The following is a 22,454-nucleotide window of genomic DNA, read 5'->3' as shown; positions in this document are numbered from 1 at the left end:
TATTACTCCTCCCCCTTATCTTTTCTAAATCGGATTAATGCGAAAATCGCCATTGCAGCAATGCCTAATACGACCACTTCGAATAATGTATCCAGTCCACGGAAGTCGACAAGAATGACGTTGACAATGTTGTCTCCCCCGCCCAGCTTATAGGAGTTATCGACGAAGTATTGAGAAATGGTTTCGAACCACTTACTGCTGTGGGAACTGATGGCAACCATCGTCATCATCGCTCCGAATCCGATGGAAATGATTAAATTCAATACTTTCGTACTTAATGCATCGTCTTTCTTCTTAAGCTTCGGAAGATGGTAGAAGACGAGCAGGAAGAGAGCTACTGTTACCGTCTCTACGATAAGCTGGGTCAGAGCAAGGTCTGGAGCACGGTAAAGGACAAACAGCATAGCTAACCCGTAACCGACGACACCAAGAATGAGAATCGCTGCTATCCGGTTATTCGTTAGCGCCGTTCCAAGCGCGGCAATGACCATTGTTACAGCGACGAGAATTTCGGGCGCTGTGATGTCGGCCAGGTTGGAGGTGTCGATGGAGAATCCTCCTGTAATAGCCATCATGACAAACGTTACAATAATGATCGCTGATAGGATCAGACGTACGTATCTTCCCAAAGATCCGTTCATGTATCCTTTTGTAACTGTAGTGGAGTAGCTCTCTAAACGAGCGACTGCTCCATCATAAACTTTATTTGCACTCAGTACCCCTGGAAGGAAGCGGTACACCGGCTGCCATACTTTAATGGACAGTGCTAAAATCGTACCGAATACGACAACGGCAAGAGACATAATGAATGGTGGAATCAAGCCGTGCCAGAAGTAAATCTCTTTCTCGATGGCTGTTCCTTTCACTGCTTCTGCAGCATGGGCGATAAACGATTCATTAATCAGCCCCGGAAACAGACCAATAATGATGACGCCAGCTACGAGAATGAATGGTGATACAAGCATCCCGACCGGTGCTTCGTGCGGCTTTTTAGGAAGCTCCTCTAGTTTCGCCTTGCCACGGAATGTTCCGAAGAAGAAATACATGGAATAGACGAAGGTGAATATGCTTCCGAAAACCGCCAAATAAGGGATAACCATCTGGAGGAATCCTGCAAAACCTGTCGTTGCAGCTTCCAGCTCCAAGGAAGCATCGAAAAACATTTCTTTACTATAGAACCCGTTTAAAAATGGTAAAGGAACACCGGCCATGGAGAAGGATGCAAATACGGCAAGCGTTGCGGTCATCGGCAGGTAGGTCATCAAGCCGCCAAGTTTCCGAATGTCCCTTGTACCGGTTTCGTGGTCTACGATACCGGCAATCATAAATAGACTTCCTTTAAATGTCGCGTGGTTTAAAATATGGAATACCGCTGCGAATACGGCTACTTTCGTACCGAATCCGAGCATAGCCATAATCATACCGAGCTGGCTGATCGTGGAGAAGGCCAGAATACCCTTCAAGTCTGTCTGTCTTACAGCCATATAAGATCCCCAGCACAAAGTTACAATACCCGCTGTGGATACGATAATGAAAAACCACTCATTGGCAGAAAGCATCGGTGAATACCGTGCCACCAAGTAAATACCTGCCTTAACCATCGTAGCGGAGTGCAGGTAGGCACTGACAGGTGTCGGCGCTTCCATCGCATCCGGGAGCCAGATGTGGAAAGGGAACTGAGCGGATTTAGTAAAGGCGCCCAAAAGAAGCAATACTAAAATCAGCGGAAAAAATTCGCTGTTCAAAATCAGATCCTGCTGCTCGATCATTCCGCGAATACTCGTCGTATTCGTAAGTATCGTCATGAACACAAGCGCACCCAGCAGGCTTAACCCCCCGAATACAGTGATCAGCATGGATTTTAATGCACCATATCTGGACTCTTTCTTAAAGTTCCAGAAACCGATCAACAAGAATGAGGAAAGCGATGTGAATTCCCAGAAACTGTAGAGGGCGAACACGTTATCCGAAAGGACAACTCCAAGCATCGATCCCATAAAGATTAGAAAGTACACATAAAAATGACCCAGTTGCTCCGTCTTGCTTAAGTAGAAGATGGAATAGAAAGCAACCAGGGAACCGATACCACTAATCAAAAGTACGAAGAGCAGACTCAGTCCATCCAGATGGAAGACCATATTCATATCAAGAGATGGTATCCAGCTGTACTCCGAAATAACAGGTTCAAAACCTGATCCGATATAACGGATGAAGAAGATGAAGATGAGGACAGGCACGATTGTTACAAAATAGCCTGTGTGGATTTTGTCTTTCCATTTACTGAGAAATGGAATGAAAATAGCAATGATAAAAGGCAATAATACAGCCACCAGCATGTGGTTTGTTCCTCCCTTGACATATGTTTCATCTATCAAATGATTTGGATGATCGTAACAAAGTATTCACTCAATTGTAATCAAAAAAAGCAGGTTTGTTCAACTCTCGTATATCGGGCGTTGTGAATGGACGCATGGTTTTATTATTCCCTCTTAAATAAGAAGAGAGTCATCATTTCGTAAATAAAAATTCATAAAAAAAAAACCCGTCCTTTGATGGGATCGAGTTTAAAATCAATGGGATTTGCCTTTATCTGCCTCGTTGATGTTAACCTACTTGGGATATTTGCTTTCTGAGGCGGTGGTTGAGGGACCGTTTTTTCATTTCTGCTTCAATTTGTTGTATGAATTCTTCTGAGAGATTGAGTTCAATGGCTTTGTGGTAAGATTGTATGAGTAGGGAATCAGATAACTGTTTCATACCGCTGTCACACATGTGACAGTCACCTCCCGAATGAGTAGATGGCTCGACGAGTCATTTTTAATGTATTCTTACCTTACCATGACCTCAAAATCGCCACAATATGGAAGTTATCTACAACAAAATGTAGATAACTTTTGAACACGTCTGCACAAATGAGTGATAACAAAGAAGTAACTGTGTGGAAACTGTGTATAAACTTATCCACAGCCTGAAGTTGTCAGTATTTGTCGAACGATTTTTGTTCTTTACAAGAGTCTTTTTGAAACATGACGAATTTTTGTATATGATGGTGAAGGACTATTTTTTGCCGTTGTATAAGAGATGGAGTGAGTATGTGATATGTTAAAGAATTTTTTGCCGGGCGAGCACGTTGCGAGCGTCTTTGATATCGATCCAGTCGAATTGAAGAACAAAGGGATAAAAGGAGTCATTACAGATCTGGATAATACCTTGGTTGCATGGGATGTACCGGATGCCACAGAGGACATCAGAAACTGGTTCCAAATGATGAGAGATCATGGAATTCAGGTAATGATCGCCTCCAATAATAAGGAAGCGCGTGTGAAATTGTTTTCGGAACCTTTGGATGCAGAATTTATTTACAGTGCCAGAAAACCACTGTCCAAAGCCTTCCGTAAAGCTTGTAAACGAATGGGATTGAAAAAGGACGAAGTCGTTGTCATCGGAGATCAGCTGCTTACGGATGTACTGGGCGGTAATTCAGCCGGGCTTCATACCATTCTGGTAGTACCGATCGTTGAAACAGACGGCTTCTTCACGAGGTTTAATCGAAAAATTGAGCGGAGAATCCTTAATTGGATGAGAAGAAAAGGAAAAATTACATGGGACAGGAGAGATACATGATGGCGGTGATACAATGCCAGGGTTGCGGAGTAGAGATACAGACAACAAATCCGGCAGAAGCAGGCTATGCGCCTGCTTCTGCCCTTGAGAGGGAAGACATCATCTGTAAACGATGCTTCCGCCTCAAACATTACAATGAAGTGCAGGACGTTCCATATCAGGATGATGATTTTCTGGAAATGCTTAATCAAATAAGCGCAACAGACGGATTAATTGTCCAGCTTGTTGATATCTTCGACTTTAACGGAAGCTTTATTCCAGGATTGAAACGTCTGACGGGTAACAATCCGGTTCTGCTTGTTGGTAATAAGATGGATGTCCTTCCAAAGTCGGTCAACCACGGTAAGGTTAAACATTGGTTGAAGCGGTCGGCAAGAGAGAATGGTTTGGAAGTCGAAGATGTTTATCTAATTTCCGCGGAGAAAAACGAAGGCATAGAGACCCTCTCAGCGGCAATCGACCGTTACCGAAATGGCGGAGATGTTTATGTGGTCGGAACGACGAACGTTGGTAAATCGACGTTTATTAATACATTGATCTCAAATACATCTGGAGTGAAAGACGCTATTACAACTTCCTATTTCCCTGGCACAACACTCGGCTTTATTGATATTCCTCTGGATAATGACAGTTCACTCTATGATACGCCTGGTGTCATCCACCGTCATCAAATGGCTCATTATGTATCAGATAAGGATCTAAAGTTAATTACACCGCGTAAAGAAGTTAAGCCGAAGGTGTACCAATTAAACGAAGAGCAGACATTGTTCATTGGTGGACTTGCCAGACTTGACTTTGAGACCGGCTCCAGAAGTTCATTTATATGTTACGTTTCCAATGAACTCTCCATCCATAGGACAAAGTTGGAAAAGGCTGATGATTTGTATCAGAACCACCTGGGAGAGCTGCTTTCTCCACCAGATGCTGCAACGAAGGAAAAACTCCCGCCGTTAAAAGGGCACACATTAAAGATCAAAGAGGATAAGACGGATATCGTCTTTTCAGGTCTTGGATGGATAACCGTTCCTGAAGGCGGAGTGACCGTTCAGGCGTATGCTCCTGAGGGTGTGAAGGTATCCTTAAGAGAGTCTTTGATATAGGAGGGGTTCCTTTGTTGAACTTAGGATTGATTGGACATCCGGTCGGACACTCTTTGTCGCCTTGGATTCATAACCAGCTTATGCAACAGCAGGGTTTAAACGGCGAATATAAACTTTATGATATAGATCCGGAACAATTTGATGAGCGAATGGCATGGCTGAAGACGCAAAATCTTGACGGGTTTAATGTAACCGTTCCTTATAAAGAGAAAATAATAGCACACCTGGACGGCTTGGACACGAGCGCCCGCCACCTTGGAGCGGTCAATACGGTAAAGTGTACGGAAGAGGGCTGGATCGGATATAACACAGACGGAATCGGATTCGTCTATTCTTTGAAGCAGCGCTATCCTGATTTATTCAACGGCAGTGCAAAAGCTCTTCTTCTCGGGAGCGGCGGCGCAGCGCGTGGTATATTCGAAGCATTAATACGCGAAGGGATACAGGAGGTCAACGTATCTAACCGTACCGTAGAACGCGCGGAGAAACTGATCAAGGAGCTGCCGTTTGATGGGAAAGCAGATGCTGTTACTTTAGCGGACGCAGAGCAGACACTCGGCATGTATGATCTGGTTATCCAGACAACTACTGTAGGAATGAGTCCTGAGGAAGACAGCCTTATAATAGCTATGGAACGCTTGACAAAAGGGACGGTTGTGAGCGATATTGTTTATCGTCCTATGAAGACGAAACTGCTGGCAGAAGCAGATAAGAGGGGAGCTCGTCTCCATTTTGGCCATGAAATGCTTTTGCAGCAAGCAGTTTATGCATTTTCCATTTGGACAGGGACCAGTCCCGAGTCCAAGCTGCTGCTTCAAGAGTTCGAACAAAAGTTGAAAGGGGTATAGAATGTTAACAAGTAAACAGAAAAAGCATCTGAGAACAATATCTCATCCGATTCAGCCTATTTTTCAAGTAGGTAAAGCGGGTGTTAATGAAAATATGACCGTTCAAATCAGTGAAGCGCTGGAGAAACGGGAGTTAATTAAAGTGAGTATTCTCCAAAACTGCTTTGAGGATAATCGTCAGGTGGCTGACGAAATTGTAGAAGCAACAGGAGCTGAGCTCGTTCAACTGATTGGAAACACGATTATTTTGTATAAAGAATCCGAAGAAAACAAACAAATCGAACTACCTTAAAGGAGTTTAGATATGAAGAGGATTGGAATACTCGGCGGAACCTTCGATCCACCCCACCTCGGACACTTAACGATGGCCGAGTATGTGTATGAAGAAATGGGCCTCGACGAGGTTTGGTTCATGCCTTCTTATATTCCACCGCACAAGGAAGAGGCTTCTACGGATGCCGATAAGCGGGTGGCCATGGTGGAACGTGCCATCAGCGGCCATCCGGACTTCCGAGTGTGTGATATTGAAAGAAAGCGGGAAGGCACGTCTTATACAGTCGATACCATGCGTGATTTAAAGCGGCTGTATCCGGAAGTCATTTTCTATTTCATTATCGGCGGAGACATGGTAGAACATCTGCCGAAGTGGAACAGGATTGAGGAGTTGGTGGATATCGTCCAGTTTGTAGGGGTGAACCGCCCTGGGTATGAACGCAGCCATGAAATACCCGTCGAATTCGTCGATATCCCATCTGTAGACATTTCTTCGACTGTGATCAGGGAGAGGGTCGCTGCCGGAAAGAGTATCCGCTATATAGTCCCCGAATCCGTCACACAATACATGAAGGAGTATGGTCTATATGAAACTGACTCGTGAACAAGCGCTGGCATATGTGAAACCGTATTTAAAGCCGGAGCGGTATGAACACACAGTAAGGGTGGCGGACACTGCGATTGAGCTTGCTTCCCGTTTCGGAGTGGATAAATCGCAGGCGGAGCTTGCTGCAGCCCTCCACGATTATGCAAAGTATATGCCCAGAAACTTGATGGAGCGCTGGATTAAGCAGGACAGGCGCCTGCCGAAAGACCTGCTGCATTACCACCACGAATTGTGGCACGGACCTGTAGGGGCATTGATGCTGGAACAGGAGCTGGGACTCGAAGATGAGGCGGTTCTTTCGGCGATCACTTACCATACCACAGGAAAGAAACACATGTCTCCATTAGACAAGGTCGTATTTCTGGCTGATTATATAGAACCTGGCCGTAACTTCCCCGGGGTTGATGAAGTGCGGGAAATTGCAGAAACTAATCTGGAGCAAGCATGTGCCCTTGCCTTGAAGAATACCATCGTATTTCTAATTAGTAAGGAAAGGACCGTTTATCCGGACACGTTTCATGCATATAATGATTTAATCTAACTTTTATTCTTAAAGGATAAAAGTTATGGAGGATTAAGGGAGGAAACTCATTGGAAAGCAAAGAACTAGTGACACTGGCCGCACAGGCCTGTGACGAAAAAAGAGCAAACGACATTGTCGTACTAGATATGGCCGAAGTATCGTTGATTGCCGATTATTTTCTGATCTGTGAGGGATCAAATGAACGTCAAGTGCAGGCGATTGCAAGGGAATTGAAAAACCAGGCCGAAGAGCAAGGGATCGAAGTGAAAAGAATGGAAGGTTTTGAGCAGGCGCGTTGGATACTGGTGGATCTGAATGACGTTGTTTGTCACATTTTCCATAAAGATGAACGCCACTATTATAACCTCGAAAGACTATGGGGAGATGCGGATACTGTTCCTGTAGAAGGGATCGGCAGTTAAAGTGAGCTATAGGGAGATGGCGCAAGTATATGATCGTCTGATGGAGGATGCTCCTTATGACCGCTGGGTTGAATTCACGGATCGTATGCTGAAGAAATTCCATCCGAAAGCTGCAGCCATTATTGATCTGGGTTGTGGAACCGGTGAAATCACCCATCGCCTTCACAAACGTGGATACCATATGACGGGCATCGATCTTTCTTCCGATATGCTGACCATTGCTCAGCAAAAGGATCCAAAGGCTCCGATTGCCTGGCATAGGCAGGATATGACATCCTTGAGTGGCTTCCATGATGCAGATTGTATCATCAGTTACTGTGATGTTATCAACTACGTAACAGAAGAGGATGCGGTAAAGGATTCTTTCCGCCATATTCACGAAGCTCTTGGTAAGGGTGGTCTATTCTTGTTTGATGTTCATTCTATAGACCATATTCAACAAGACCTTTTAGGTGCCACATTTGCCGAAGTGTATGACGATTTATCTTATGTATGGTTTTGTGATCCTGGTGAAAAAGAGAACAGCTTCGTCCATGATTTGACGTTCTTCGTTCAGACGAATGGTTTGTATAATCGTTTTGATGAAGTTCACTACCAACAGGGGTACCAGACAGAAGATTTGGCAACCTGGCTCAAAGCTGCAGGCTTTCTTTTGAAAGGCATTTATGCCGACTTTCGTGAACAGCCTTCACAAGAAGGAGATAGGCTTCTGTTCGTTTGTCAAAAGGAAAGCAAATGATATCTATAGGAGGGACTCCTCTAAATGGGGCCTATTCCACTGAGGCATCTGCCTTAATAAATTTTAGCTGAGGCGTTTTTTCTGAAAAAAACGTTCTATGTGAAGCAAGCTAAGTCTGTTGATCATATATGATTGGAAGTTGAAGTTGCTCCACAGCCTGCAAAGAGTCCGATTTTTAGTCGGACTCTTTTTTTTGCAGGAAACAGGCAGCTTTTGTCGAATACGTTATTTAGCTTAAATCAATTGTTGCTTTATCCTCTTTATGCTTCTTCTGGGTTGCTTCAAACATCTTTTGAAACAAAGGACCTATATTGTCTTCCAACGCCTGAAGTCCTTCTCCGGTAACTCCGCCCTTCACGGTCACTTTGGCCATCAGCTCTTCAAGGGTCATCACCTTTTGGGAGAGCAGCTCTCCAAGTCCCACCACCATTTCTTCGGTCAATGCCGTCGCTTTATCTTCCGGCAGGCCGGCAACTTCTCCTGCTGCCTTAATCCAATTACTAAGTAAATAACTGATGAAGGCTGGACCGCACGAAACGATATCGGAAGAGACTCTGATATGTTCTTCTTGGATATCTATCGGCGTGGAAATGTTTTCAAATAATTTTTCTAACAGAGCACGGTTGGATGCTGTCACTCTGTCGCTGAATGTGAACAGACTTACTCCTGCCAGTGCGTGATTTGTGATCGAAGGGACGATTCTTGCGACCTGACACGGAGTCACCTCTTCCAGCTGTGAAACAGAGACCGGGCTTGTAATGGAAATGAGGCATTGCTGTTCGCTCCATCCTGCTTTTAAGGCATCCAACACATCCTTGTAGTTATGCGGTTTCACACAAAGGAATACGATATCGCTGTTCTTCTGAAGGGCCGCTAAATTTTCCGCCACCTGAATGGTTGGGAATTGATCTTTTAATGCGTCCGCTTTTGCCGGCGTCCGGTTGAATATGGTAATGTCTTTTTCTGCGACCGCACCACTTCTAATAAAACTGGTTACCAGCAGATTTCCCATGTTTCCAGTTCCGATGATTCCTATATTCAAATGGAATCCCTCCCTTTATCCTTATCTAATTATCCATATTCTCCAAAATCAAATATATGAAAGGAGGTCCACTGCCATGACCAAATGGAAAAGGTACCTATGGCTGGGAGCCCCTCTCTTGATCATTCTTCTTCTTTACTGGCGGGAATCGACGTCACCTACACCGGCAGCGGTAGAGAAAGTGGAAGCTAAACACGAAGAGGAAGCAGAGGCGAAGCAAGAAGAGACTGCAACGTTCCGTGTGGATGTAAAGGGAGAAGTGAGCAAGCCGGGCGTATATGTCGTCCGCCCGGGAATGCGGGTGGACGATGTAATTCGTGAGGCGGGCGGTATGACGGAATTTGCAGACCCGCTTCAGGTGAATTTAGCACAGATCCTCCAGGACGAGATGGTCGTTTTGGTACCGAGTGCTGCTGAAGAAGCGGCCGTACCCGGTCCGAGTGCTTCAGCGGTGGGAGAGAAGCTGGCCGTCAATCAAGCGACTGCGGCGGAAATGGAGACACTACCGGGAATTGGTCCTTCTAAGGCTGAGGCGATCATCCAATACAGGGAAGAGAACGGCCCCTTTGCATCTGTTGATGATCTAGTGAATGTACCCGGGATAGGAGAGAAGACCCTTGAGAATATGAGGGACAGTATAAGGGCTCCTTGATCGTTTGACGACCGGTGTTTCGGGAGAGTAAACTGAAGGAGAATAAATAGGAGGAGTACATAAAATGGAACGGATTACTTGGAATCAATATTTCATGTCCCAGAGTTACTTGCTGAAGTCTCGAAGCACTTGTCAGCGGCTCGCCGTCGGGGCAGTCATTGTTAGAGATAAACGAATGATCGCAGGAGGATATAACGGCAGCGTCTCAGGCGGTGTCCATTGTATCGATGAAGGGTGCTATGTGGTGGACGGCCATTGTGTACGTACCATTCATGCAGAAATGAACGCCCTTCTTCAATGTGCCAAGTTCGGTGTTGCAACGGAAAATGCAGAAATTTACGTCACTCACTTTCCGTGCCTTCACTGTACAAAAGCCATCATTCAAGCTGGTATTCAAGCTGTGTATTATAGTGAAGACTATAAGAATGATCCTTATGCGGTCGAAATGCTTCAGCAGGCAGGTGTACGCATTCAGAAAGTCGCTATTGAACGGGAGCCGATGCACGTGGAGCATCAACAGCTCATGGTTGAACTTCTCGACAAACTGGAACATTATGAAGATCCTGACGTCCAACATTTGAGAAAAAAGGCGGACGAACTCTTCCGTTATTCTGAATGATGTGGAAGGGGATATGGCATGTCCCCGTCCTGGCCTTCGTGCTTGGCGGGGTAACTGCTATACAAAGCATCGCGATTCAACTTGTAATGGGTTTCCTTGTTGTGGTGTGGCTGTTCATCCATAGAAAACAAACCTACTGGTGTTTTATCCTCGCCTCTTTTTTTATCCTCGGCTGGTCCTACCTCCCTCTCCATGAGTCTCCTCCCTTTGAAACGGAAAAAGCGCGGAGTTTTCAAGGGACGCTCTCCTCAAATAGAACAGAAACGAGCCATACCTATCAGACAATAATTAAAACTTCCGATGGTACCGGATTTATTCTCCGTCTGTTTAAAGAGGAGGAAGGGCCAGTACCTGATTGGCCGCATGGAGCCTCGTGTGTTGGTGTCGGTGATGTTGAACAAATAGAAGGAGCTAGAAATCCCGGTAATTTTGATTATAAGAATTACATGGCTTCCAAAGGGATATATCAACAAATCACACTTGCCTCGCCTAGTGATCTGGAGTGTGAAGGGCGATCTTTTCTCAGTTATTTGTTTGAATTCAGAAAAAATATGATGGATGCTTTAGAGGAGCAGGTAGAACCTTCGTTATATCCTTGGATGAGGGCGCTTCTCTTCGGGGATTCAGGGGAGCTTCCGGAGGATACCTTGTTCTGGTTTCGGAAATTTAACCTCGCTCATGTTCTCGCGATTTCCGGCCTGCATGTCGGATTGACCGTCGGGGGCATGTATCTCGTTCTTTTCCGAAGCGGGGTGGCAACACGACGTCAAGCCTCTCTGTTCCTTATGTTCTTCCTGCCTTTCTATATCGTTTTTGCTGGATCGGCGCCCTCGGTCATCCGAGCAGGATCGATGGCACTCGTTCTTCTTCTTTTTTCCTTTTTAAAAATACGGATTCCGTTATCAGACCTCCTGTCCGTGACGGCGTTCGTTCTTCTTCTCCTTAATCCTTCCTACTTCCACCATATCGGTTTTCAATTTTCCTTTCTGGTTACATTCAGTCTCATTCTGTCGTTGCCCATTCTTAAACAATACTCGAATGCTGTTCTCCAATCAGCCGTTATCAGCCTCATCAGTCAATTATCGATCCTATCCCTTCAAGTACACTACTTCTACGAATTCCAGCCGCTCTCCTTATTTGTGAATACCGTCTTGGTTCCCTACTTCTCTTTTGTATTTATTCCACTTCTTTTTCTCGTCTTTGCCTGCAGTTTTCTGCTGCCGCAAACAGCTGGACCCTTCTCTTCTTTTGTCTTTCAGTTGCATGAAAACGTTATGGACGTGTCCAAAGGAGTGACTTTCTATATGGATATCCCCTGGGTAATCGGTGCTGTTCCTTCTTCTGTGATCCTGCTCTATAGCACATGCTTCATCCTTATGGTTATATGCTGGTCGAAAAAGAAACGGATTACAGCCTTTCTGGCTGCTTGTGGAGCGGTGGGCGTGCTGATGATATACAGTGCGATTCCTTATTTCTCTGACAAGGGTGCTGTAACCATGCTGGATGTCGGCCAGGGGGACTCTTTTATCATAGAGCTTCCCTACAGAAGCGGTGTATTGATGATTGATGCAGCTGGTCCGCCGACTTTTCAAAAAGCAGGGGATGAAACAGCCAAGCAGATTATCCTGCCTTTTCTTAAATCCCGGGGCATCCATCAGCTGGATGCGTTGATTGTTACTCATGAGGATCAGGATCATAGTGGTAGTGTTTTCCCGTTGTTTCGAGAAATGCAGATTGGACAGCTTGTGGTCAGTCCTTTTTATGAAGGGGAGACGATAGCTGATAAGACAGAGGTGATAGAAGCGGGTGACGTGTTGGAAATCGGATCGTATCGTTTTGAAGTGCTTCACCCGAATGAGGATCAGAACGATGCGAATCATAACTCTTTAGTTCTTGCTTCCGAAATGGGTGGTAAGCGGTGGCTTTTTACAGGAGATGTTCCGCTGGAGGTAGAGGACGAAATTCTGTCCGGTCATCCCGATATTCATACGGACGTATTGAAAGTTGGTCATCATGGAAGTCGTACATCTACTTCCGAATCCTTTCTAGAACAACTATCCGTGGAATATGCATGGATTTCCGTCGGACGGAATAATCGCTACGGCCATCCCCATGAGGAAGTGACGCAGAGGCTGGAGGAGAGAGGAACGGTGATCTTCCGTACGGACCTTCATGGAGCGGTAAGCTATATTTTTTCCGGGCAAAGTGGAACATTTAGGACCTATCTTCCGTATAATGCGAGCAGAGAATAAAAAAAGACTGCCGTTACAGCAGCCTTCCTGACACAAATGGTCATTGTCCGAGGATGGAAAATACCACACCTATGAAGAAGATGACGAAGAAGAAAACAAAGGAAAACACAAACCCTAATCCAGAATCAATGACGTCGTTCGTCTTAGATTGTATGTCGTTCTTAAATTCGTTCATTGTTACCCCTCCTCTTATCTACATCCAGTATAGTCCAAGATAAGGAAAAAATCTACATTCCTTGAAAACAGTCAAGAATCATTCCCACAGCTAGCAAGACTTGTCACAGATAATTCTTTTGGAAGCGGTCAAACTAAACGCAAGAGAGGAACAACATCGTCCTCTTCAAAAGCGCCCGGGGCTTTTGGAATGGCGTTTATATAGATGGAACATACGGCGATACGGTTCACTGTTTTGACAGATGTCCGAAACGGGCATAAAATGGTGACACCGGCACCCGACAGGGGTCGCCGTATCTTTTTTTCATGGAAATGGAAACATAAAAGGAAGGTTAGCCACTATTATGGTCAAAGTAAAACAATCACAGGTATATTTATTATATGGAGAAGAATCCTACCTCATTCAGGAATATAAGAATAAAATCATTGGACAGACACTGAAAAAGGAAGATCAGGAATTCAATATTTCGCAATACGATCTGGAAGAGACACCGATTGAGGATGCGGTCACAGATGCAGAAACGTTTCCTTTCCTCGGAGACGGCAAAGTTGTCATTGCCAATCATCCCGGATTTCTAAAGGCAAAACCGGATAAACTGCCTTTTGAACATGATGTGGATACGCTGTTGTCCTATATTGAAAACCCCGCGGATTACTCGGTGTTGATCTTGATTGCTCCTTATGAAAAACTGGATGAACGTAAAAAAATCTTTAAGCAGCTGAAGAAGCACGGCGAGGTTATCTCTTGTCAGCCGGTTAAAGAGTGGGACATGGATAAATGGATTCAAACACTAGCCGGGGAATTACATATTACCGTACCGGAATCGATCCACGAGCTTTTCACACAGGAAATCGGAGCAAATTTGATGGCGCTGCGAATGGAAATGGAGAAGCTCGCATTGAATGTCGGGGAGGGCGGCGTCGTAACCAAAGAATTGGCGGAAGAGCTCTTATCCCACAGTGCCGAAGCATCAGGATTAAAGCTGGTGGATGCGGTAATGGAACGAGACCTTGGAAGGGCGATCCGTATTTATAAGGATTTGGAGAAGTTGAACGAGGAGCCTATTGCATTGACGGCGCTTCTTGCTTCCCAGTTTCGGATCATCAACCAGGCAAAAGTATTGAAGCAGAAAGGATACGCCCAAAACCAAATGAAATCTTACATCAAGGCGCATCCATATGTACTTAAAATGGCTTTGAAGCGGGAGAAGTTCTTCACAAATGAGGAATTAAATCAAATAATGGAGCAGCTTGCGGAAACGGATCATACGCTTAAACAGGGAATGATGGACAAATCTCTGGCCTTTGAGATGCTCCTATATAAGATGATTAACATCAAACAAGGTCATGCTGTATAAAATAGGGGAAATTGTGATTAAGGGGAAAGGCAGCCGTCTCCGGGAAATGGTTGCATCGTATAGCTGTTACAGCTTTTGCTGAAGCGGGAGATCTTTATTTATGTGGTAGGAGTTAAAAAAATCACTGGTTCTCTTAAATATGTAGTTTGAAGAAGCCCTCCCGGAATACCGGGAGGGCTTCTTCATGAGAAAAACGATCCGTTCATAAGAAGGATCGTTTGTGTTGGTCATAAATAACAAATTAATTATAATGCGTTAACTAATTTAGTTAGGCGAGATTTCTTACGGTTTCCTGTGTTTTTATGAAGGGCACCGCGTTGCACTGCTTTGTCAATTTTCTTGACAGCTGTAGGAAGTGCTGTTTTCGCGTTGTCAGTATCTTTCGCTTGTACAAGCGTTTCAACACGCTTGACAGCAGTACGCATGTCAGATTTGAAAGCTGCGTTCAAAGCACGAGCATCGCTGTTAACACGTACACGTTTTTTCGCTGATTTAATGTTAGGCATAGTTTCACCTCCTAGGTAAAAACAAAAAGACTCATTCATATCGAACAAGAGACATTTTACCAGAGCGGGACGTGCTTTTCAATACTTATATGCATCTGTTGGAGGATTTGCATAGGATCCCGTCCATTGGGAGAACATGGATATAAGGAGGTTGAAGCGTAATGGATGAACAAATACCTTATACACTGCGTACCGATTTAGCTTTGGAAGCCCACGAAATGAACGTAGATAATGACCCCTCATCGACGGATGATGATGGTGTTCAGGTCAAAGAAGAAGAAGCGGATGATATTAAAATCACCTACGTCACCATTGATCAAAAAGGAGCGGATCGAATCGGAAAGAAAGCAGGGCACTACGTCACCCTTGAATCGCTGGCGATTCGTAAGCAGGATACGGCTATGCAGGTGCGCCTGGCTAAGACGCTTTCTGCCCAGATCAGACAACTGCTCCTTGAATGCGGCATTAGTGAAATGGACAGAGGTTTAATTGTCGGTCTTGGCAACCATAATGTCACGCCGGATGCTCTCGGACCGCTTGTCACAGAGGAGGTGCTCGTAACGAGTCATCTGTTCGAACTTCATCCCGAAACGGTTTCTGAAGGATACAGACCTGTTTCAGCCGTTACACCGGGAGTCATGGGTGTGACCGGGATCGAAACGAGTGATATGGTACACGGAATCATTGAAGAAATTAAACCGGATTTCGTGCTGGTCATTGATGCTCTCGCATCCAGATCCATTAACCGAATCAATGCTACCATCCAATTATCTGATACGGGTATTCATCCGGGTTCCGGTGTAGGAAACAAACGAAAGGAAATCAGTAAGGAAACGTACGGTATTCCTGTCTTATCTATTGGTGTACCAACCGTTGTGGACGCGGTTACCATCACAAACGATACGATTGATTATGTATTGAAACATTTCGGAAGAGAATGGAAAGAGAAAGACAGACCTTCTAACGCTTTGTCCCCTGCAATGAATCCATTCGAGAGAAAATCGCTGACGGACGAAGACCATCCGAATGAAGAACAGAGCAAAGCACTCCTCGGCATGTTTGGAGAGCTGGAGCATGAAGAGAAAAAGCAGTTGATTAAAGAAGTTCTAACCCCTCTTGGTCACAACTTGATGGTCACTCCGAAAGAGGTGGACAGTTTCATTGTGGACATGGCTCACGTCATTGCCACCGGTATCAACGGCGCCCTCCATGCCGGGATAGAGGATGGAGAAGCAGAATCTTTTTCCAGATAAATTCAATAGAGACAGGTTCTATTAAATCCCTCTCATTCATACCATCTACTAGATAGAGTATGAGGAGAGGATTTTTAATGTCTCAATACCCGAAGAAGTGGAAAGGGAAAGAACCGGGCTATATGAAACAGGTAACAAGGTGGACGATCGTCTCCATCACGGTCTTGATTTTACTCTTTATTGGTATTGGAATTCTGACAGGAGCGAAGACGACTTACCGTTTGTATTCCGATACAATCCAGGAATGGACGACTAAGTTGGAAGGGAGTTCTTTTCTTTATCTATTTGAGATGGAGAACAAATCGTATAAAGAAGCGCATCCGGAAGGGAACAGGATTCCCGGGCTTGGAACCCTTTCTTTTCAATTGTTCACCAGTCTCACTCCTAACGATCCACGCAGCCTGCTCGGAAGAGAGATACCCGGCCTGTCTTCTTATAACAGTCAGATTATCATAGCGGGGGAAGGAACCGATTTTTCCAACCTGCCGATCGAATCCGAGCCGCCGGATGAAGTGAAGGAACGGGGCGAAGAAGGTGTGGTCGAGGAGGATCAAGGAAAGGACCAGCAGCAGGAAGAACAGGAGGAAACCCCGGTAGGCGAGGATAAGGTTTACATCTATCATACGCATAATACAGAGTCTTTCTATCCTCACCTGCCTGATGAATCAACCAGCTACGATGGCAAAGTCAACATTACACTGATCGGAGACAGGCTTGGAGAGAGCCTTGAAAAACAAGGGATTGGCACCATAGTAGATAAAACGGACGTTGCAGCAATAAGAAGTGAAAAAGGGTTGGAGTATTATCAATCTTACGACGCTGTCCGCCCTGTAGTGGAGGAAGCCATCGGTCAAAATAAGGGCCTCACGTATTTCTTCGATCTTCACAGGGACAGTATCGGAGGGGAGCATACGACAACGACGATCGAAGGGAAAAAATATGCAAGGTTCGCTTTCGTGATCGGAGCCGAACACCCTAATTATGAACAGAACTTGAAATTTGCCTCCGCCCTCCACCAACGCCTCGAAAAAGAATACCCGGGAATCAGCCGTGGTGTAATTACGAAGAAGGGATCAGGAGTGGACGGTGTGTATAACCAGGACCTTAACCCGAACGCTATTTTAATTGAGTTTGGAGGAGTGGATAATCACTTGGAGGAATTATACCGGTCTGCAGATATTCTGGCAGAGGTGTTCGGTGAATATTATTTCGAAGATCAGAAAGTGGACACACCATCTTGAACAAGGAGGTCCTAGTGTGAAGGCGATATTAGCTGTGATCTTGATAGCTGCTTCCTTCTTGTTCGGGGCTTTGACAGGGATCGATCGTAACAATCTTAAGGAACCGGAAGAGAAAATCGTAACCAGTGAGCAGGCAGAATCGGCGTCCGCCGTCTCTTCTGCCGGGCTCTCCTGTGAAGTCGACCCCCAAGAGACGGATATTCCTTGGATTGCCAAACTTGCAGGAGCTATAGGGGAGGGTGTAGCGATTTGTTTCCATGCTGTCATTCTTGTTTTTTCAGGAATCATTCAAAGCGGTTAGCTCTTTAAAAGGGAACAGCTTTATGGTTTAGATTGAATAATGCCCTTTGTATTGCTATAATCAAGCTAGATATTTGTGCCGAATTTCAGTAGGAGTGATTTATGTTGACAACACAATCGAAACAAGAAAGGGTACGCAACTTTTCGATCATCGCCCATATTGACCACGGGAAATCGACGCTTGCTGACCGAATTTTAGAAAAAACAAACGCCCTTACCCAAAGGGAAATGAAAGAACAGTTCCTTGATGCGATGGATCTGGAAAGGGAACGCGGAATTACGATTAAGCTGAATGCCGTTCAGCTGAACTATAATGCTAATGACGGGCTTGACTATACCTTTCATTTAATCGATACACCAGGACACGTCGACTTTACATACGAAGTGTCAAGAAGCCTTGCTGCCTGTGAAGGTGCCATTCTTGTAGTAGATGCCGCACAAGGGATTGAAGCGCAGACGCTTGCAAACGTCTACCTTGCATTGGAGAACGATCTGGAAATTATCCCGGTCATCAACAAAATCGACCTTCCAGGTGCGGACCCGGAACGGATAAAACAAGAAATCGAAGACGTTATCGGCATTGATGCGTCGGATGCAATCCTCGCTTCTGCAAAAGAAGGAATCGGGATTGATGAAATTCTGGAACGGATCGTAACGGATATTCCTGCTCCGGAAGGTAATGCGAACGACCCGACGAAGGCGCTTATCTTTGATTCTTTATATGACTCTTATCGTGGAGTCGTTGCGTACACATGTGTGCGGGAAGGATCTATTAAGCTTGGTGATAAGATTAAAATGATGGCTACTGGTAAAGAGTTCGAAGTTAATGAACTCGGTGTTTTCCGCCCTACACCGACGCCATTGAAAGAATTGAATGTCGGGGACGTCGGGTACCTCTCTGCATCCATCAAAAACATCGGCGACAGCCGCGTCGGTGACACGATTACTTTAGCCAACAATCCTGCTGCCAATCCGCTGCCGGGATATAAAAAGATGAACCCGATGGTGTTCTGCGGGATGTACCCGGTGGATGCCAGTAAATACAACGATCTCCGTGACGCACTTGAGCGTCTGGAGTTGAATGATTCTTCCCTCCAGTTCGAGCCGGAGACCTCCCAGGCACTCGGTTTCGGTTTCCGGTGTGGTTTCCTTGGTATGCTCCATATGGAAATCATTCAGGAACGGATTGAAAGAGAATATAAAATCGATTTAATAACGACTGCTCCGAGCGTTATCTATAAAGTCCGCATGACGGATGGCTCCGAAATGGACGTGGACAACCCATCCATGATGCCGGATAACCAGAAATTAGAGGAAGTGCAGGAGCCCTATGTGAAGGCGAGCATCATGGTGCCGAATGATTACGTAGGTCCTGTCATGGAGATCTGTCAGAGAAAACGCGGGAATTTCATGGATATGCAGTATCTCGATGATAATCGTGTCAATGTCGTCTATGAGATTCCGTTGTCAGAAATCGTTTATGACTTCTTCGATTCCTTGAAATCCCAGACGAAAGGTTATGCATCTTTTGACTATGAATTGATCGGTTATCGTTCTTCCAACCTTGTGAAGATGGATATTCTTCTTAACGGGGACACAATCGATGCCTTGTCCTTTATCGTCCACCGCGACTTCGCTTATGAGCGAGGGAAGCTGATTGCCGATAAACTGAAGAAACTTATTCCGAGACAACAGTTTGAAGTCCCTGTTCAGGCTGCTATCGGCAACAAAGTCGTTGCGCGTACGACAATCAAGGCCATGCGCAAAAACGTTTTGTCCAAGTGTTACGGGGGAGACATTTCAAGGAAGCGTAAGCTCCTTGAGAAACAGAAGGAAGGGAAAAAGCGCATGAAGATGGTCGGCTCTGTAGAAGTGCCGCAGGAAGCGTTTATGTCCGTCCTTGATTTGAATGAAGACTAAAAAGGTGCGAAAGAAGCAAACCGCAGGAGATTTTCTCTTGCGGTTTTCCTTATGAAAGGTGGAAACACATCCAATGACTATATCATCCGCTTATATACACATCCCGTTCTGCCAGCAGATCTGCCACTACTGTGATTTTACGAAGTTTTTCTATAATGAGCGTTTAGCTGATGAATATCTTATTGCTCTTGAAAAAGAGATTCACACATACATTCCGAGCGGAAAGGCAAGTGTGCGTACCATTTTCGTCGGAGGCGGGACCCCGACGGCGGTAAACCATCAGCAATTGGAAAAGTTATTGAAAATGATCGACGCCCATTTCGATGTCGCCGGTTGTGAGGAATATACATTTGAGGCGAACCCGGGCGATTTGGATATGGAGAAAGTCCGGCTCTTGAAAGCCTATGGAGTCAACCGCATTTCCCTCGGTGTTCAAGTGTTCGATGATGATATGCTGGAAAAGATCGGCCGTGTCCATAAAGTGAAAGATGTCTATACAAACATCGACAGACTTTTGAGCGGCGGGTTGTCGAATATAAGCATCGACCTCATGTACGCCCTGCCGGGTCAGACGGTCGAGGATTTTAATAAAACCATTGACGAAGCCCTGCAGTTTGGGCTTCCGCATTACTCCTCTTATTCGTTGCAAATTGAACCGAAAACGGTGTTTTATCAAAGGTACAAAAAGGGTAAGCTCTCCAAGGCTCCGGAGGAACGCGAAGCTGAAATGTATGAGCTGCTGCAGCGCAGGCTTGCTGATGCAGGAGCAGTCCAATATGAGATCAGCAACTTCGCAAAGCCGGGGTTTGAAAGCAAGCATAACTTGACATACTGGGATAATGCTTATTATTACGGAATAGGTGCCGGGGCACATGGATACATGCCCGGCAAGCGTACCATCAATATTCGTCCGCTTCCTGCCTATGTTAAGCAGGCGATGGAAAATGGGAAACCTGTCCTTCACGAGGAACCGATAACGAGGAAAGAAATGATGGAAGAAGAGATGTTTCTCGGCCTTAGGAAAACGCAGGGGGTAAAAGTGGAACGTTTCAAAGAAAAGTATGATCAGCCAATAGTCGATGTGTTCGGGCAGGCGATTTCAGCGATGAAGGACCGCCGGTTAATGGAGGAAGAACAAGGATACCTCCGCCTGACTCCAAAAGGTCGCATCCTCGGCAATGAAGTATTCCAGGAATTTTTATTAGATGACTGAAAAAACCGAGCTTAACCGTTGACATGGGAAAGTCCTTTTGATAATTTATTATTAGATTTAGCACTCGCTGTATAGGAGTGCTAACAGAGGTGATCATCGATGTTAACAGATAGACAATTGCTGATACTGCAAGTCATTGTTGATGATTTCATTTCGACTGCGCAGCCGGTCGGCTCGCGGTCCATATCAAAGAAGGACTCTGTGACATTCAGCTCGGCGACTATACGGAATGAAATGGCCGACTTGGAGGAAATGGGCTTTATTGAGAAGACACACTCTTCTTCCGGTAGAGTGCCCTCCGAGAAAGGCTACCGTTTCTACGTCGATCATCTGCTGTCACCACTTCGATTATCCGGTTCAGAGATAACCACTATTCGGGGAGCATTCGCTGAACAAATGATGGAATTCGAACGGGTGGTTCAGAAATCGGCAAGCATACTTTCCGATTTGACGAACTACACTTCCATTGTACTCGGGCCGGAAATATTCGAGACGAAATTGAAGCAGCTGCAAATTGTTCCTTTATCCGAACAATCAGCTATAGCCATCCTCGTCACGGACACCGGCCATGTGGAGCACAGAGCTTTCAACGTTCCATCCGAAATCTCTGGTGCGGATCTGGAGAAGATGATGAATATCCTGAACAGTCGGCTGCAGGGTGTACCGTTAGTGAAGCTTCATGAGAAGCTTTTCACAGAGATTGATGAACTGATCCGTAAACACACTTCCCAGCATGAGGAAGCTTTCACTTATTTGAGGGCTGCCCTTATTGACGATCATCCGTCCAAACTGTATATCGGAGGGAAGACCAATATTCTCATGCAGCCTGAATTCAGGGATCTGGATAAAGTCCGCTCTCTTTATGCCACTATGGAAAAAGAGGCAGAAATGGCAGATCTCCTCCGTTCTGATCCAGAGGGCATCCATGTGAGAATCGGACAGGAAAATCCTTTTGACAGCATGCAAAACTGCAGTTTGATTACAGCAAGTTATCATTTGGGAAATGATCAAGTAGGAACGATTGCACTGCTAGGTCCTACGCGTATGGAGTATAATCGAATGTTTTCCCTTATGAACGTGTTATCCAAGCATATGACCAGGACCTTCCGCGATTGGTATTGAATCGTGTGAGAAAACTTCAGATGGGTGCATGATTCCCATCGCTTCTTTTTGTCTAATGCTTTTTTATGGATAGGAATTCATGTTATAGTCAGTAACGGCTAATGGAAAGTAGGAGGTGGAAGTCATGGAAGAGAACAAACAGGAAATCATTGATGACAAAGAATTAGAAAACGAACAAGATGCAGACCAGGAAGTTGTAGAAGAAAGCAACGACGAGCTGGAACAACTGCGACAGGAGAAAGAAGAAATTAATAATCGTCTGCTTCGTCTGCAGGCAGATTATGATAATTTCCGCCGCCGTACTCAGAAAGAGAAAGAAGCGGATCGGAAATATAGATCCCAAAGCTTGGTGGAAGAGTTGATTCCGGCATTGGATAACTTTGAACGTGCCTTGGCGGTTCAAGTAGACGGAGATTCTGCCAAAAACTTCTCTGAGGGTATGAAGATGGTGTATAACCAGTTCAAGACTGCTTTGGAGAAAGAAGGGGTGGAAGCAATCCCTGCCGAAGGAGAAGAATTCGATCCTCACTTGCACCAGGCTATCATGCAGGTGGAAGATGAAAACTACGAATCCAATGTCGTAGTAGAAGAGTTGCAAAAAGGTTATCGCTTGAAAGACAGGGTTATTCGCCCGTCTATGGTTAAAGTAAATCAATAATATTAGAA

General features: G+C 45.2%; 24 protein-coding genes. 19 read left to right on the top strand and 5 right to left on the bottom strand.

What is annotated here, in order from left to right:
- Positions 1-2: 2 nt before the first annotated feature.
- Positions 3-2,336: a Na+/H+ antiporter subunit A gene (locus tag AXG56_RS07460; RefSeq protein WP_008638341.1), complete on the bottom strand. Its 2,334-nt coding sequence runs from the start codon at positions 2,334-2,336 to the stop codon at positions 3-5.
- A gap of 268 nt (positions 2,337-2,604) precedes the next feature.
- On the bottom strand, positions 2,605-2,757 hold the full coding sequence (locus AXG56_RS19120; protein WP_081594838.1) for a sporulation histidine kinase inhibitor Sda: 153 nt from the start codon (positions 2,755-2,757) through the stop codon (positions 2,605-2,607).
- Between the two features lie 342 nt (positions 2,758-3,099).
- Between AXG56_RS19120 and AXG56_RS07455 the strand changes: the two genes are divergently transcribed.
- Genes AXG56_RS07455 through AXG56_RS07420 form a run of 8 tightly spaced genes read left to right on the top strand, consistent with a single transcriptional unit; the run spans position 3,100 to position 8,136 of the window.
- Positions 3,100-3,624 carry a YqeG family HAD IIIA-type phosphatase gene (locus AXG56_RS07455; protein WP_008638337.1) on the top strand — a complete coding sequence of 175 codons (525 nt, stop codon included), beginning with the start codon at positions 3,100-3,102 and terminating at the stop codon, positions 3,622-3,624.
- Positions 3,624-4,724, top strand: a complete 1,101-nt coding sequence (gene yqeH, locus AXG56_RS07450) for a ribosome biogenesis GTPase YqeH (RefSeq protein WP_026577188.1) — start codon at positions 3,624-3,626, stop codon at positions 4,722-4,724. The genes AXG56_RS07455 and yqeH overlap by 1 nt, the downstream gene beginning before the upstream one ends.
- A gap of 11 nt (positions 4,725-4,735) precedes the next feature.
- Positions 4,736-5,572, top strand: coding sequence for a shikimate dehydrogenase (gene aroE / locus AXG56_RS07445; protein WP_062513831.1), 837 nt, complete (start codon positions 4,736-4,738; stop codon positions 5,570-5,572).
- Position 5,573: 1 nt separating this feature from the next.
- The gene (yhbY, locus tag AXG56_RS07440) at positions 5,574-5,864 is read left to right on the top strand and encodes a ribosome assembly RNA-binding protein YhbY (protein ID WP_026577189.1); all 291 of its coding nucleotides are present in this window, start codon (positions 5,574-5,576) and stop codon (positions 5,862-5,864) included.
- Between the two features lie 12 nt (positions 5,865-5,876).
- Positions 5,877-6,449, top strand: a complete 573-nt coding sequence (locus tag AXG56_RS07435; protein WP_026577190.1) for a nicotinate-nucleotide adenylyltransferase — start codon at positions 5,877-5,879, stop codon at positions 6,447-6,449.
- Positions 6,433-6,993 (top strand): bis(5'-nucleosyl)-tetraphosphatase (symmetrical) YqeK, encoded by a 561-nt coding sequence (gene yqeK / locus AXG56_RS07430; protein WP_008638327.1) that lies wholly within the window; start codon positions 6,433-6,435, stop codon positions 6,991-6,993. Before AXG56_RS07435 ends, yqeK begins: the two co-directional genes overlap by 17 nt.
- A gap of 50 nt (positions 6,994-7,043) precedes the next feature.
- The gene (gene rsfS / locus AXG56_RS07425; protein WP_008638324.1) at positions 7,044-7,397 is read left to right on the top strand and encodes a ribosome silencing factor; all 354 of its coding nucleotides are present in this window, start codon (positions 7,044-7,046) and stop codon (positions 7,395-7,397) included.
- 16 nt (positions 7,398-7,413) lie between these two features.
- Positions 7,414-8,136 (top strand): class I SAM-dependent methyltransferase, encoded by a 723-nt coding sequence (locus AXG56_RS07420; RefSeq protein WP_062513829.1) that lies wholly within the window; start codon positions 7,414-7,416, stop codon positions 8,134-8,136.
- Between the two features lie 229 nt (positions 8,137-8,365).
- Here the strand turns inward: AXG56_RS07420 and comER are convergent, their stop codons facing one another.
- On the bottom strand, positions 8,366-9,178 hold the full coding sequence (gene comER, locus AXG56_RS07415) for a late competence protein ComER (RefSeq protein ID WP_008638321.1): 813 nt from the start codon (positions 9,176-9,178) through the stop codon (positions 8,366-8,368).
- Between the two features lie 76 nt (positions 9,179-9,254).
- On the opposite strand from comER, the gene AXG56_RS07410 reads away from it, so the two are divergent.
- The 3 genes from AXG56_RS07410 (at position 9,255) to AXG56_RS07395 (ending at position 12,701) form a co-directional block, all read left to right on the top strand.
- Positions 9,255-9,830: a helix-hairpin-helix domain-containing protein gene (locus tag AXG56_RS07410; RefSeq protein WP_008638319.1), complete on the top strand. Its 576-nt coding sequence runs from the start codon at positions 9,255-9,257 to the stop codon at positions 9,828-9,830.
- Between the two features lie 64 nt (positions 9,831-9,894).
- On the top strand, positions 9,895-10,449 hold the full coding sequence (locus AXG56_RS07405) for a ComE operon protein 2 (protein ID WP_008638315.1): 555 nt from the start codon (positions 9,895-9,897) through the stop codon (positions 10,447-10,449).
- Positions 10,449-12,701 (top strand): DNA internalization-related competence protein ComEC/Rec2, encoded by a 2,253-nt coding sequence (locus AXG56_RS07395; RefSeq protein ID WP_161484899.1) that lies wholly within the window; start codon positions 10,449-10,451, stop codon positions 12,699-12,701. The genes AXG56_RS07405 and AXG56_RS07395 overlap by 1 nt, the downstream gene beginning before the upstream one ends.
- Before the next feature lie 40 nt (positions 12,702-12,741).
- Here AXG56_RS07395 and AXG56_RS19115 read toward each other — a convergent pair whose 3' ends face one another.
- Complete coding sequence (locus AXG56_RS19115) at positions 12,742-12,876, bottom strand: YqzM family protein (RefSeq protein WP_008638311.1); 135 nt, start codon at positions 12,874-12,876, stop codon at positions 12,742-12,744.
- Positions 12,877-13,219: 343 nt separating this feature from the next.
- On the opposite strand from AXG56_RS19115, the gene holA reads away from it, so the two are divergent.
- Complete coding sequence (gene holA, locus AXG56_RS07390) at positions 13,220-14,233, top strand: DNA polymerase III subunit delta (RefSeq protein ID WP_026577193.1); 1,014 nt, start codon at positions 13,220-13,222, stop codon at positions 14,231-14,233.
- Positions 14,234-14,478: 245 nt separating this feature from the next.
- Here holA and rpsT read toward each other — a convergent pair whose 3' ends face one another.
- Positions 14,479-14,739: a 30S ribosomal protein S20 gene (gene rpsT / locus AXG56_RS07385; protein ID WP_008638309.1), complete on the bottom strand. Its 261-nt coding sequence runs from the start codon at positions 14,737-14,739 to the stop codon at positions 14,479-14,481.
- Between the two features lie 161 nt (positions 14,740-14,900).
- On the opposite strand from rpsT, the gene gpr reads away from it, so the two are divergent.
- The 7 genes from gpr to grpE all read left to right on the top strand — a co-directional run bounded on the left by gpr (position 14,901) and on the right by grpE (position 22,446).
- Positions 14,901-15,992 carry a GPR endopeptidase gene (gpr, locus tag AXG56_RS07380; RefSeq protein WP_008638302.1) on the top strand — a complete coding sequence of 364 codons (1,092 nt, stop codon included), beginning with the start codon at positions 14,901-14,903 and terminating at the stop codon, positions 15,990-15,992.
- Between the two features lie 77 nt (positions 15,993-16,069).
- Complete coding sequence (gene spoIIP, locus AXG56_RS07375; RefSeq protein WP_026577195.1) at positions 16,070-17,233, top strand: stage II sporulation protein P; 1,164 nt, start codon at positions 16,070-16,072, stop codon at positions 17,231-17,233.
- Between the two features lie 16 nt (positions 17,234-17,249).
- Positions 17,250-17,534, top strand: a complete 285-nt coding sequence (locus tag AXG56_RS07370; protein ID WP_062513826.1) for a hypothetical protein — start codon at positions 17,250-17,252, stop codon at positions 17,532-17,534.
- A 101-nt stretch (positions 17,535-17,635) separates the two neighbouring features.
- Positions 17,636-19,453, top strand: coding sequence for a translation elongation factor 4 (lepA, locus tag AXG56_RS07365; protein ID WP_008638299.1), 1,818 nt, complete (start codon positions 17,636-17,638; stop codon positions 19,451-19,453).
- 73 nt (positions 19,454-19,526) lie between these two features.
- Positions 19,527-20,666: a radical SAM family heme chaperone HemW gene (gene hemW, locus AXG56_RS07360; RefSeq protein ID WP_008638298.1), complete on the top strand. Its 1,140-nt coding sequence runs from the start codon at positions 19,527-19,529 to the stop codon at positions 20,664-20,666.
- A gap of 99 nt (positions 20,667-20,765) precedes the next feature.
- The gene (gene hrcA / locus AXG56_RS07355) at positions 20,766-21,788 is read left to right on the top strand and encodes a heat-inducible transcriptional repressor HrcA (RefSeq protein WP_008638297.1); all 1,023 of its coding nucleotides are present in this window, start codon (positions 20,766-20,768) and stop codon (positions 21,786-21,788) included.
- Between the two features lie 124 nt (positions 21,789-21,912).
- Positions 21,913-22,446 carry a nucleotide exchange factor GrpE gene (gene grpE, locus AXG56_RS07350; protein WP_008638295.1) on the top strand — a complete coding sequence of 178 codons (534 nt, stop codon included), beginning with the start codon at positions 21,913-21,915 and terminating at the stop codon, positions 22,444-22,446.
- Positions 22,447-22,454 lie beyond the last annotated feature (8 nt).

The organism is Halobacillus sp. KGW1, from assembly GCF_001592845.1.
GTDB lineage: Bacteria > Bacillota > Bacilli > Bacillales > Halobacillaceae > Halobacillus.
The sequence above is the reverse complement of the archived record's forward strand: the minus strand, read 5'-3'. Positions and strand labels throughout refer to the sequence as shown.

What these genes read in the sequence shown, in the direction of transcription:
- AXG56_RS07460 (WP_008638341.1), bottom strand. Translation starts at nt 2,336, where the DNA reads ATGCTGGTGGCTGTATTATTGCCTTTTATCATTGCTATTTTCATTCCA.
- AXG56_RS19120 (WP_081594838.1), bottom strand. Translation starts at nt 2,757, where the DNA reads ATGAAACAGTTATCTGATTCCCTACTCATACAATCTTACCACAAAGCC.
- AXG56_RS07455 (WP_008638337.1), top strand. Translation starts at nt 3,100, where the DNA reads ATGTTAAAGAATTTTTTGCCGGGCGAGCACGTTGCGAGCGTCTTTGAT.
- yqeH (WP_026577188.1), top strand. Translation starts at nt 3,624, where the DNA reads ATGGCGGTGATACAATGCCAGGGTTGCGGAGTAGAGATACAGACAACA.
- yhbY (WP_026577189.1), top strand. Translation starts at nt 5,574, where the DNA reads ATGTTAACAAGTAAACAGAAAAAGCATCTGAGAACAATATCTCATCCG.
- AXG56_RS07435 (WP_026577190.1), top strand. Translation starts at nt 5,877, where the DNA reads ATGAAGAGGATTGGAATACTCGGCGGAACCTTCGATCCACCCCACCTC.
- yqeK (WP_008638327.1), top strand. Translation starts at nt 6,433, where the DNA reads ATGAAACTGACTCGTGAACAAGCGCTGGCATATGTGAAACCGTATTTA.
- AXG56_RS07420 (WP_062513829.1), top strand. Translation starts at nt 7,414, where the DNA reads ATGGCGCAAGTATATGATCGTCTGATGGAGGATGCTCCTTATGACCGC.
- AXG56_RS07410 (WP_008638319.1), top strand. Translation starts at nt 9,255, where the DNA reads ATGACCAAATGGAAAAGGTACCTATGGCTGGGAGCCCCTCTCTTGATC.
- AXG56_RS07405 (WP_008638315.1), top strand. Translation starts at nt 9,895, where the DNA reads ATGGAACGGATTACTTGGAATCAATATTTCATGTCCCAGAGTTACTTG.
- AXG56_RS07395 (WP_161484899.1), top strand. Translation starts at nt 10,449, where the DNA reads ATGTGGAAGGGGATATGGCATGTCCCCGTCCTGGCCTTCGTGCTTGGC.
- AXG56_RS19115 (WP_008638311.1), bottom strand. Translation starts at nt 12,876, where the DNA reads ATGAACGAATTTAAGAACGACATACAATCTAAGACGAACGACGTCATT.
- holA (WP_026577193.1), top strand. Translation starts at nt 13,220, where the DNA reads ATGGTCAAAGTAAAACAATCACAGGTATATTTATTATATGGAGAAGAA.
- rpsT (WP_008638309.1), bottom strand. Translation starts at nt 14,739, where the DNA reads ATGCCTAACATTAAATCAGCGAAAAAACGTGTACGTGTTAACAGCGAT.
- gpr (WP_008638302.1), top strand. Translation starts at nt 14,901, where the DNA reads ATGGATGAACAAATACCTTATACACTGCGTACCGATTTAGCTTTGGAA.
- spoIIP (WP_026577195.1), top strand. Translation starts at nt 16,070, where the DNA reads ATGTCTCAATACCCGAAGAAGTGGAAAGGGAAAGAACCGGGCTATATG.
- lepA (WP_008638299.1), top strand. Translation starts at nt 17,636, where the DNA reads ATGTTGACAACACAATCGAAACAAGAAAGGGTACGCAACTTTTCGATC.
- hemW (WP_008638298.1), top strand. Translation starts at nt 19,527, where the DNA reads ATGACTATATCATCCGCTTATATACACATCCCGTTCTGCCAGCAGATC.
- hrcA (WP_008638297.1), top strand. Translation starts at nt 20,766, where the DNA reads ATGTTAACAGATAGACAATTGCTGATACTGCAAGTCATTGTTGATGAT.
- grpE (WP_008638295.1), top strand. Translation starts at nt 21,913, where the DNA reads ATGGAAGAGAACAAACAGGAAATCATTGATGACAAAGAATTAGAAAAC.